Source organism: Jatrophihabitans sp. (assembly GCF_051960575.1).
Taxonomy (GTDB): domain Bacteria; phylum Actinomycetota; class Actinomycetes; order Mycobacteriales; family Jatrophihabitantaceae; genus JBQCEE01.
Map to the genome: position 1 here is coordinate 1 of NZ_JBQCEE010000019.1, position 9,961 is coordinate 9,961.

Annotated in this window: 10 protein-coding genes and 1 pseudogene; 5 read left to right on the forward strand and 6 right to left on the reverse strand. The window is 73.3% G+C overall.

Annotated elements, in window-relative coordinates:
- The first annotated feature begins 92 nt into the window (after positions 1-92).
- The gene (locus ACTHMS_RS00865; RefSeq protein WP_440304788.1) at positions 93-1,655 is read left to right on the forward strand and encodes an ATP-binding protein; all 1,563 of its coding nucleotides are present in this window, start codon (positions 93-95) and stop codon (positions 1,653-1,655) included.
- Positions 1,652-2,341, forward strand: coding sequence for a response regulator (locus ACTHMS_RS00870; RefSeq protein WP_440304789.1), 690 nt, complete (start codon positions 1,652-1,654; stop codon positions 2,339-2,341). Before ACTHMS_RS00865 ends, ACTHMS_RS00870 begins: the two co-directional genes overlap by 4 nt.
- Here ACTHMS_RS00870 and ACTHMS_RS00875 read toward each other — a convergent pair.
- The 3 genes from ACTHMS_RS00875 to ACTHMS_RS00885 are packed head-to-tail and all read right to left on the reverse strand — an operon-like array spanning position 2,317 to position 5,010.
- On the reverse strand, positions 2,317-3,423 hold the full coding sequence (locus ACTHMS_RS00875) for an FAD-dependent oxidoreductase (RefSeq protein WP_440304790.1): 1,107 nt from the start codon (positions 3,421-3,423) through the stop codon (positions 2,317-2,319). The two genes, ACTHMS_RS00870 and ACTHMS_RS00875, sit on opposite strands and share 25 nt — an antisense overlap.
- The gene (locus ACTHMS_RS00880) at positions 3,420-4,346 is read right to left on the reverse strand and encodes a DUF1295 domain-containing protein (RefSeq protein ID WP_440304791.1); all 927 of its coding nucleotides are present in this window, start codon (positions 4,344-4,346) and stop codon (positions 3,420-3,422) included. The genes ACTHMS_RS00875 and ACTHMS_RS00880 overlap by 4 nt, the downstream gene beginning before the upstream one ends.
- 37 nt (positions 4,347-4,383) lie before the next feature.
- Positions 4,384-5,010, reverse strand: a complete 627-nt coding sequence (locus ACTHMS_RS00885) for a TetR/AcrR family transcriptional regulator (RefSeq protein WP_440304792.1) — start codon at positions 5,008-5,010, stop codon at positions 4,384-4,386.
- A gap of 109 nt (positions 5,011-5,119) precedes the next feature.
- On the opposite strand from ACTHMS_RS00885, the gene ACTHMS_RS00890 reads away from it, so the two are divergent.
- Positions 5,120-5,263: a hypothetical protein gene (locus tag ACTHMS_RS00890; protein WP_440304793.1), complete on the forward strand. Its 144-nt coding sequence runs from the start codon at positions 5,120-5,122 to the stop codon at positions 5,261-5,263.
- Positions 5,264-5,294: 31 nt separating this feature from the next.
- On the opposite strand, the gene ACTHMS_RS00895 is transcribed toward ACTHMS_RS00890, so the two are convergent.
- Positions 5,295-6,050, reverse strand: coding sequence for a DUF4232 domain-containing protein (locus ACTHMS_RS00895; protein ID WP_440304794.1), 756 nt, complete (start codon positions 6,048-6,050; stop codon positions 5,295-5,297).
- Positions 6,051-6,190: 140 nt separating this feature from the next.
- On the opposite strand from ACTHMS_RS00895, the gene ACTHMS_RS00900 reads away from it, so the two are divergent.
- A complete protein-coding gene (locus ACTHMS_RS00900) occupies positions 6,191-7,180 on the forward strand; it encodes a cation diffusion facilitator family transporter (RefSeq protein WP_440304795.1) in 990 nt (329 codons plus the stop codon).
- Positions 7,181-7,193: 13 nt separating this feature from the next.
- Here the strand turns inward: ACTHMS_RS00900 and eda are convergent, their stop codons facing one another.
- Both eda and edd read right to left on the reverse strand, forming a co-directional pair.
- Positions 7,194-7,808 carry a bifunctional 4-hydroxy-2-oxoglutarate aldolase/2-dehydro-3-deoxy-phosphogluconate aldolase gene (gene eda / locus ACTHMS_RS00905; protein WP_440304797.1) on the reverse strand — a complete coding sequence of 205 codons (615 nt, stop codon included), beginning with the start codon at positions 7,806-7,808 and terminating at the stop codon, positions 7,194-7,196.
- Positions 7,808-9,646 (reverse strand): phosphogluconate dehydratase, encoded by a 1,839-nt coding sequence (edd, locus tag ACTHMS_RS00910; RefSeq protein WP_440304796.1) that lies wholly within the window; start codon positions 9,644-9,646, stop codon positions 7,808-7,810. The genes eda and edd overlap by 1 nt, the downstream gene beginning before the upstream one ends.
- Before the next feature lie 74 nt (positions 9,647-9,720).
- On the opposite strand from edd, the pseudogene ACTHMS_RS00915 reads away from it, so the two are divergent.
- Positions 9,721-9,961, forward strand: a pseudogene (locus ACTHMS_RS00915) (sugar kinase); the annotation flags it as partial.

The window sequence follows — 9,961 nt, forward strand, 5'->3', positions numbered from 1 at the left end:
CCCCCCGCCCGTCGCGTCGTGGCTCGATAACCGCGACTTCTGCTCATTCTGCGTGCAGGCGCCGCGGTGATCCGCGGTGCACACTGTCGACCGTGAGGCGCGCATGGCCCCGGACGCTCTGGGCACAGCTGCTGGCCGGGCAGGTGCTCGTCCTGGTCATCGCCACCGCCGTCGGCCTCGTGCTCTGGTCGCGCGCCGTGCACCACGAACTCGACACCGAGTACGAGCAGCGCGCGCTCGCGGTGGCGGCGTCCACCGCGGCGATGCCGCAGATCGTCGCGGCGCTCGAGCATCGCGATCCGGCCGGGGTGCAGGCGCTCGCCGAACGCATCCGGCAGCAGAGTCACGCCTCGTACGTGGTGGTGATCGACCCGACCGGCGTCCGCTACTCGCACCCGCGTCCAGGGCTGATCGGGCAGCGCATCAGCGAACCCGTCGTCGCGCTCGACGGCCACGACCATGTCGGTACCGATCCCGGCAACCTCGGGCGGTCGGCGAACGGCCGGGCACCGGTCTTCGGTACCGACGGCCGCGTCGTCGGGGAGGTGTCGGCGGGCGTCCCCGAGAGCAGCGTCGCCGCCGCGGCGTCGCACCAGCTCGTCGGGCTGGCGGCCTACCTGGCGATCGTGCTCGCCGCGGGCCTCTTGATCGCCCTGCTGCTGGCGCGTCGCATCAAGCGCCAGACCTACGGCCTCGAGCTCGACCAGTTCGCCGAGTTGCTGCACGAGCGGGAGGCAACGCTGCACGGCATCCGCGAGGGCGTGCTCGCCGTCGACCGCCGCGGCGTGCTGACCCTGCTGAACGACCAGGCGCACCAGCTGCTGGGGACGAGCGCCGCCGACGTCCGCCGCCCTGCCCGCGACGTGCTCGGCGGCAGCGACCTGCGGCGCCTGCTGCCGGCGTCGCCCGAGGCGCCCGACATCACCGATCTTGTCACGGTGCACGGCAGCCGGCTGCTCGTCGGCAGTCGTCGGCGGGTGGGCGACCTCGGCCATGTCATCACGCTGCGCGACCGCACCGAGCTCGACCACGCCCTGCGCGAGCTGGACGAGACGCGCACCCTCATCGACGCCCTGCGCGCGCAGCAGCACGAGTTCTCGAACCGCATGCACGTGCTGTCCGGGCTGCTCGACCTCGGTCGGGCCGACGAGGCCGCGGGATTCGCCCGCGAGGTCGACGAGACGTCGGCGACGAGCATCGACTCGCGGCTCGGCGACGTGCGTCTCGTCGCCCTGCTGCTCGCCAAGACGACCGTCGCTCGTGAGCGGGCGGTGAGCCTCGAGGTCGTCTGCGACGAGGCCGTCGGCATCGCGGAGCAGGACGGGCAGGCGCTCGTGTCGATCGTGGGGAACCTCGTCGACAACGCGATCGAGGCGGTCGGCGCCGGCGGGACGGTGGCGGTGCGGTTCAGCCCGTGCGACGACCACCTGGTCATCGAGGTCTCCGACGACGGACCTGGGGTGCCGTCCGGTGCGGAGGAAGCCATCTTCGCCGGCGGCTGGTCGACGAAGGACTGCGCCGACCGCCCGCGCGGCATCGGGTTGGCCTTGGTGCGCCGACTGGTCGCCGGGCTGCACGGCTCGGTCGAGGTGGTGCCGGGACGCGGCGGTGGCTGTTTCCGTGTGACGCTCCCGGGCGTGCGGGTGTCGGCGTGATCCGGGTGCTCGTCGTCGACGACGATTTCCGCGTCGCCGATCTGCACGCCGAGTTCGTGCGTCGCGTGCCTGGCTTCGACGTCGTCGGGGTCGCGCACACCGGCGCGGCCGCGCTCGACGCCGCGCGCGTGCACCGTCCCGACCTCGTCCTGCTCGACCTGTACCTGCCCGACGAGCACGGGCTCAGCGTGCTGCGTCGGCTGCGCGAGGGCGAGGGGCACAACCCCGACGTCATCGTCATCAGCGCGGCCCGCGACGTCGCGAGCGTGCGGGCGGCGATGCAGGGCGGTGTCGTCCAGTACCTGGTCAAGCCCTTCGCGTTCCGCGCCTTCGCCGACCGGCTCACCGCGTACCGCGCGCTGCACGAGCAGGCCCACCGCACCGGCGAGGTCGCGCAGCGCGACGTCGATCGGCTGTTCTCGATCATGCGCGGGCCGGCGGGGGCGGCGGAGCTGCCCAAGGGACTGTCGGAACCGACGATGGCGCTGGTGCGCGCACAGTTCGAGGACTCGGCCGCCGAACTGTCCGCCGCCGGCGTCGCCGAACGCATCGGCATCAGTCGCGCGACCGCGCAGCGGTACCTCGCGGTGCTGGTGCACGACGGCCGGCTGGAGCTGACGTTGAAGTACGGCACCGCCGGTCGTCCCGAGCACCGCTACCGTCAGCCGCGGCGCACACCGCCATAGATGCCGCGGCGCACGATCCACGGCTGCAGCACGGTGTCGATCGTCCAGGCGGGAAAACGGAAGCCGCGCCCGTTCGGCGCGAACACGACCAGGCCGTCGGCCTGCGCGCCGAGTACGGAACCCCACCGCCGGCGCGGCGGCCGGTACTCGCGCAACCGGCCACCGCAGACCCACGCCGCGACGTTTCGCGCGAGCAGCTTGTCGGCACGGTTGCGCGCCGACGACCGCAGCGGGTCGGTCGCGGCGACGTCGCCGATCGCGAAGACGCCCGGCCGCCCCGGCACCTGCAGGTCTGGCCCGACCCGGACGAAGCCGCGCTCGTCGAGCACGTCAGCGGGCAACCACGCGGTGTTCGGACGCACCTGGCCCACCGCCCAGAGCACGACGTCGGCCCGTGCTTCCGGCTGTCCGGTGCTGAATCCGACCGGATCGTCCGTCAGCCGTTCCGGTGCGGTGCCGTTCGGGAGTTCGGCGCGATGGCCGGGGTGCAGACCGACGCCCTGCGTCCGCAACAGGCGTTGTACCCGTGCCCAGACGCGCGGGTGGTGCTGCGGCAGGGCCCGCTCGCCGGGGAAGTAGAGATCGACGGTCGTGCGGGGCCATCGGGTCGCGATGTTGAGGGCACTGCTCACGGCCGCGGCGCCGCCGCCCACGACGATCACCGAGCCCGCTGCCGCGAGCCGCTCGTGCGCCGTCCGCAGCGCTTCGTCGACCTGGTCCGCCGTCCGCAGTTCGGGCCGCCGCCAGAACCCGTTGGTCACCCCGGTCGCGATCACCAGCACGTCGTACGGCTCGTCGGTCAGCGAGCCGTCGGCGCCGGCCACCGTGATCCGGCGGGGGTCGCGGTCCGCGGCCTCGACGCGGCCCTGCACCACCCGCGCCCGATCGAGACCGCGGAAGCGGTCGAGGGCGATCAGGTAGTCACGCGCCCAGTCGTCCGGGCGCGCCAGCCGCAAGCCGAGCTCCTGCCCGCTCACGAGCGCCGGCGCGCTGGCGATGCCCACGACGTCGAAGCGACGCGAGAGGTGCACCGCGGTGAGCAGCCCGGTGTCGCCCAGGCCCGCGACGACGAGGCGGGTCACGCCGCCTGATCGCGCGGGCGGCGGGGTGGACGCGGCACGAACCGCGACACCCGGTCGATCACCGCCTGGTAGTCGGGACGCCGGGCGAGGCTGCGGTCCTCCATCATCGGGATGCTGGCCCCGAGGAACATCGCCAGCATCGCGGCGGCGCCGACCCACAGCCACCACGCCTCGCCGGGGCGCGCGGCGACGCCGAACAGGGCGATGGCCACCCAGAAGCCGAACTCGCCGAAGTAGTTCGGGTGCCGCGACCACGCCCAGACACCGACGTCCATCACCTGGCCGGGCCGGCGCAGCCGCACGAACCGGTGCAGCTGCAGGTCGGCGACGGTCTCGAGCGCGACGGCGGCGAGGCCGACGAGCGTCGCGAGGACATCGAGGGCGTCGAACCCGTGCGACGGCCGGGTCAGGGCGACGAAGGCCGGGAGGCAGGCCAGGAACACCTGCAGCGTCGGGAAGAGGTGGACGGCCGCGAAGTCGACGACGAGCGCGAACGAGCCGGACTTCTCGCGCAGCATCGGGTAGCGCCAGTCCTCGTGGTGCAGGCCGGGCCAGCCGTACGCCCAGTTCGCGGTGAGCCGCACCGCCCAGACGAGGATGACGGCCATGATCAGCCACGCCCGCACGTCGCCGCCGCCGAGCGGGCCGATCGCCCACCAGTAGCCGACGAGCAGGGGCGGGGCGACGCTCCAGTAGGGGTCGTAGCAGCTCGAGTTCCGCCACGCGCGGCTGAAGCCGAAGATCACGACGGTCGCCAGCAGGTCGGCGATGAGCGCGTCCGCCCAGTGCTGGCCGGTGTCCGGCCCGGCCACGAGCCACAGGGCGGCCACTGCCGCCGCCGCGACGTAGGCGGCCGCGACGGCCACCAGGGAGGCGGTCTTCGTCGCCCGGGGTGTCGCTGCCGAGGTCGTCGCCGTCGTCACGAGGGGACGATAACCGCCGCGGCCCACCTCGGCACGCTCACTCGCTGACGCCGCGCAGCAGCGCCGCGAGCCCGGCGCGGAACTGGGCGGGGGAGGAGTAGGACGCGAGCTCGCGGCGCCGCCGCTCCTCGGCAGCCGTCGGGACGCGGGCTCGTCCGGCCGCGGGAGCGGCGCCGGCCGCCTCGCGGTTCGCCTCCAGCGCGGCGAACCCGATCGTGTAGGTCTGCAGCGCGGCGTAGGCCCGCCGGGCTGCCGGACGTGCGCCCAGCCCGCGCGTCAGCACGTCCAGGCAGGCGTCCATCCGCTCGGCGGCGACGGGTGCCACGACCGGGTGACGCAGGTAGACGTGCAGTGCGGCGGGCTGCTCGACCAGGAAGCCGCGGAAGCGGTCGGCGGCCTCGGTGATCCACCGCCGCCAGTCGCGGTCGTCGACCGCCGGTCGCCAGCGGTCGGCGAAGAGTCGGTCGACCACCTCGTCGAGCAGATCGTCCTTGTTTGCGACGTGCCGGTACAGCGCCATGGGCGTGACCCCGAGCCTGGTCGCGACGCTGCGGATGCTGACCGCCGCCAGTCCGTCGCGCTGCAGCAACCGGGTCGCCTCGGCGATCACCTCGTCGCGCGACAGCACGCCCCGATCGGTGCGGGCAGGCGGGCGCGGCGGCATGGCCCGACCCTAGCCGCGTCTGCGTCACAGTCGACCGGCGCGACGTGATCCCGACCCTCCACCGGGGTAATGTGTACGCGTACACATCAATTCGACGGAAGGATTCGAGATGGAGGCCGCTCTGCTGGTGTTCGCGGTGACGATGGCCTGTCTGGCCGTGGGTGTGACCGTCATCTGCGTCGTCGCCGAGGCGATCGAGGCACACGAGATCACGCATCAGGGCTGGGTGCACGGGCACCGATCACGACGGTGAGATCGGCGCCGGCACCCGGCCCCGACGTGGGTCAGCTGTAGAGGCCCGGCGTCGCGAAGAATGCGTCGAGGTCGTGCACGAGGTGGTGCGCCTGCGCGATCTGCGCCGGTGTCAGGCTGGTCTCCGGCAGGGCGATGAGCTGGGTCAGCTCGTGCACCTGCGTCGGGTAGCCGCCGGTCGCGGCCAGCGCGTGCTTGGCCCGCGTCCACCACAGGCCCTGCTCGGCCGAGCTGACGCGTGCACCGACGATCCAGTCGTGCTGCGCCGGCCCGTAGCCCGGCGCGAGCGGCGTGCCGGCCACGGTCGGCGTGACCTCGAGGCCGCAGATGCTCACCGACGCCGCGAGACGGTGGGCGAGCGTCGTGTTGGCGACCGTCGTGACGATCGCGGCCGAGTACCGGCACGGGCCGCTCGTCACCGGGTTGAAGTTCTCCCACTCGACACCCGCCGACGCGTAGCCACCCGGGCGGATGGTGATGGTGCGCGGGCCGCCGTCGAAGGTCGTGCGGGCCGCGTGGGCGAGCACGTGGCCGTGCGGGCCGACCGCGTCGAGGCCCGGGTAGCCGTGCACCGAGCACGCGTGCGTCGTGTGGTTGCGGTAGATGAGCTCCATGAAGCTGTGCCCGGCGGCGCCCTGGGCGAACGAGCGGGTCACGGTGAGGGCCTGGTTGCCGCACGCCGGCGCGACGGTCTGGGCGGCGGCATTCGTCGCGAGCGTGACGCCACCGGCCGCGGCGAGGGCGGCGGAGGCGGCGGCGACGGTGAGACGGCTGCGAAGGGTGGTCATGTGGGGCTCCCGGTCAGGGCCGGCATCGGTGCCGACATCCGTATGAGTCGTGCGGGCCCCGATCTGATGCAGGACGGATGTGACGAAACGATGACGTGCGGCTGAGGGATCCCGAAGACCCCGACGGGTAGGCCAGCGGGGTGAATGACGAGCAGGAGGGGTCCGGCGGCGAGAGCAGCATCGTCGTCATCCTGGCGCTGGCGGCCAACCTCGGCGTCGGGCTGCTGAAGTTGGTGGCCGGCCTGATCTCGGGGTCGGGCGCGCTGCTGTCGGAGGCCGCCCATTCGGCCGGTGACACCACGACCGAGGTGCTGCTGCTGGTCGCCCAGCGCCGTTCGCGCAAGCCGGCCGACCGGCGCCACCCGTTCGGCTACGGCAAGGAGCGGTACTTCTGGTCGCTGCTCGCCGCGGGCGCGATCTTCGTGTCCGGCGCGGCGTTCTCGGTGTGGGAGGGCCTGCACACGATCCTCGGGCCCGCGGAGTCGACCCACCTCATCTGGATCAACTACGCGGTGCTGGCCGGTGCGGCGGTGCTCGAGGGCATCTCGTTCGTCAACGCGCTGCGGGCGGTCGGCGAGCAGCGGCGCACACGGCGGTGGTCGTTCGCCGACTACGTGCAGCAGAACGACGACCCGACCGAGAACAGCGTCGCGCTCGAGGACTCCGCCGCGCTGGTTGGCCTGGCGCTGGCCGCTGCCGGCGTCGCGCTGCACCAGCTCACCGGCAACGCCGCCTGGGACGGTGTCGCGTCGCTCGCCATCGGCGTGCTGCTGCTCGTCGTCGCGTTCCTGCTCGCCCGCACCTGCAAGGACCTGCTCATCGGCCAGCAGGCGGATCCCCGCATGCTTCGGGCGATCGCCGAGACGCTGCGCGAGCAGGACGAGGTCGACGACGTGGTCGACCTGCTGTCGATGCTCACCGGCACGGACCAGGTGCTGCTCTGCGTGCGCGCCGACTTCGTCGACTCGCTGTCCGCCGCCGATCTCGAGCAGGCGTGTGTGCGGGTCGCCGACACGCTCCGCGAGCAGTACCCCGACCTCGACGAGATCTTCATACAGCCCGCGGCTCGTACCGACGACCGCGTCACCGAGCGTGTGCGGTCGCGCTACGGACGCACCCTCACGCGCTGAACCCGACCGGACCTCACCGGCGCAGCTGCAGCGAGTCGCGGGCGAGCCCGGTGACCGTCGCCCAGTCGTGCGAGGCGACGGCTGCGCCGGGGGTGAGCCAGGTGCCCCCGACGCAGCCGACGTTGGGGAGCGCCAGGAAATCCTGCGCCGTCCGGTGGCTGATGCCGCCGGTGGGACAGAAGCGCACCTGGGGGAACGGGCCGTGCAGCGCCCGCAGCAGCGTCGTGCCGCCGACCGCGACGGCCGGGAAGAGCTTGGCCTGGGTGATGCCGCGCTCGAGCAGTCGCAGCACGTCCGACGGCGTGGCGGTGCCGGCCAGGAAGGGCAGGCCGCTGTCCTCGAACGCGTCCAGCAGCCGGTCGGTCGAGCCGGGGCTGACCAGGAAGCGGGCGCCCGCCGCCGTGGCGAGCTTGACCTGCTCGGGCGAGCAGACGGTGCCCGCGCCGACGAGCATCTCGGGCACCTCGTCGGCGACCGCGCGCAGGGCGTCGAGCGCGCCGTCGCCCCGCAGGGTCAGCTCGATGAGCGGCACGCCGCCGGCGAGCAGGGCGCGTGCCAGCGGCACGGCGAGCGCGGGGTCGCGGACGTCGACGACCGGGATCACCGGCGACACCGACAACAGGTCCATCATGCGTACTGCTCCTCGAGACTCGGGGCGGGGACGAAGGTGGTGGCGCCCTCGTCGGCCGGGCCGACGTTCGCGCGCAGGCCGGCGAACAGCTCGCGTCCGGTGCCGACCCACTGGTCGACGGCGGGCGCCCCGCCGGTCGCGTCGCGCAGGTCGAGGTCGTCGACGTGCACCGTGAGCGTCCCGGTGATGCTGTCGACGGTGACGAGATCGCCGTCGCGCACCTTGGCCAGCGGTCCGCCCATCGCCGCCTCCGGGGTCACGTGGATCGCGGCCGGGAACTTGCCGGACGCGCCCGACAGTCGTCCGTCGGTCACCAGCGCGACCTGGTGGCCCTGGCCCTGCAGGGCGCCGAGTGCGGGGGCCAGGCTGTGCAGCTCGGGCATGCCGTTCGCCGACGGACCCTGGTAGCGCAGCACCGCGACGAAGTCGCGGTCGAGGTTCCCCGTGCGGTACGTGGCCAGGAAGTCAGCCTGGTCGTCGAAGACCCTTGCCGGCGCTGTGACGACGCGGTGCTTCGGCGCCACGGCGGACACCTTGCTGACGGCGCGGCCGAGGTTGCCGCGCAGCACCTTGAGGCCGCCGTCGCGGGCGAACGCCTGCGCCACCGGACGCAGCACGTCGGGGTCGTGGCTGTGCGGCGTGCCCGGCGCCCACTGCAGCGCGCCGTCACGCAGCGCCGGTTCGTCGGTGTAGCGACGCAGGCCGGGACCGGCCACCGTGCGCACGTCCTCGTGCAGCAGCCCGGCGTCGAGCAGTTCGCGCACGAGGAACGCCGTGCCGCCCGCGGCGTGGAAGTGGTTCACGTCCGCCGTCCCGTTCGGGTAGATGCGGGTCAGCAGCGGCACGACCGTGGACAGGTCGTCGAGGTCGTCCCAGGTGAGCCTGATGCCGGCGGCCGCGGCGATCGCGACGAGGTGGATGGTGTGGTTGGTCGAGCCGCCGGTGGCCAGCAGCGCGACGGCGCCGTTGACGACGGCGCGTTCGTCGACGACGTGCCCGATGGGCGTGTAGTCGTGCCCGACCGGGGTGAGGTCGACGATGCGACGCGCGGCCGCGGCGGTCAGCGCGTCGCGCAGTTCGGTGCCGGGGTTGACGAAGGTGCTGCCGGGCAGGTGCAGCCCCATCACCTCCATCAGCATCTGGTTCGAGTTGGCGGTGCCGTAGAAGGTGCAGGTGCCCTCGCCGTGGTAGCTCGCGGCCTCGGCCTCGAGCAGGGCGGCGCGGTCGACGAGGCCCTGCGCGTACTGCTCGCGCACGCGGGCCTTCTCGCCGTTCGGCAGGCCGGACGTCATCGGGCCGGCCGGCACGAGCACGGTGGGCAGGTGGCCGAAGCTCAGCGCGCCGATGAGCAGGCCGGGCACGATCTTGTCGCAGACGCCGAGCAGCAGCGCGCCGTCGAACATCTCGTGCGAGAGCGCGATGGCCGTGGACATCGCGATGACGTCGCGGCTGAACAGTGACAGTTCCATGCCGGGACGGCCCTGGGTGATGCCGTCGCACATCGCCGGCACGCCGCCGGCGAACTGTGCGAGGCCGCCGGCCTCGACGACGCCGCGCTTGAGCAGGGCGGGGTAGCGCTCGAACGGCTTGTGGGCCGAGAGGAGGTCGTTGTAGGAGGAGATGATCGCGATGTTGGGCTTGCCGAAGCGGCGCAGGGCCTGCTTCTCGTCGGGCGCCGCGGCGGCGAAGCCGTGCGCGAGGTTGGCGCAGCCGAGCCGTGCGCGGGCCGGCCGGAGGTCGACCTGCTGCGCGATCCGCGCGAGGTAGGCCGACCGGCTCTCGCGGCTGCGCTCGGTGATCCGGGCGGTGACCGCGTCGATCTGATGGTGGGGCATGGGAGGACCCTAACCGAATTAAGTCTTAGAGAAACGTAATTACGTCGAACACGCGCTGAATTATGCTGAGCGGCGTGTCGACGGACGAGGGAACCGCCGCGCGTCGGCGCGCTGCGCAGCCGGCGACGGTCGGGCAGGTCTTCGAGCTCGTCCGCACCGGCACGGCGGCGACCCGCTCGGACATCGCCCGGCTCACCGGCCTGTCGCGCACCGCGGTCCCGGCACGCCTCGCGTCGCGGCTCGAGGCCGGCCTGGGGCGCGACACCGACGAGGCGCCGTCGCGGGTCGGGCGGCCCGCCGCCCGCCTCGAGTTCG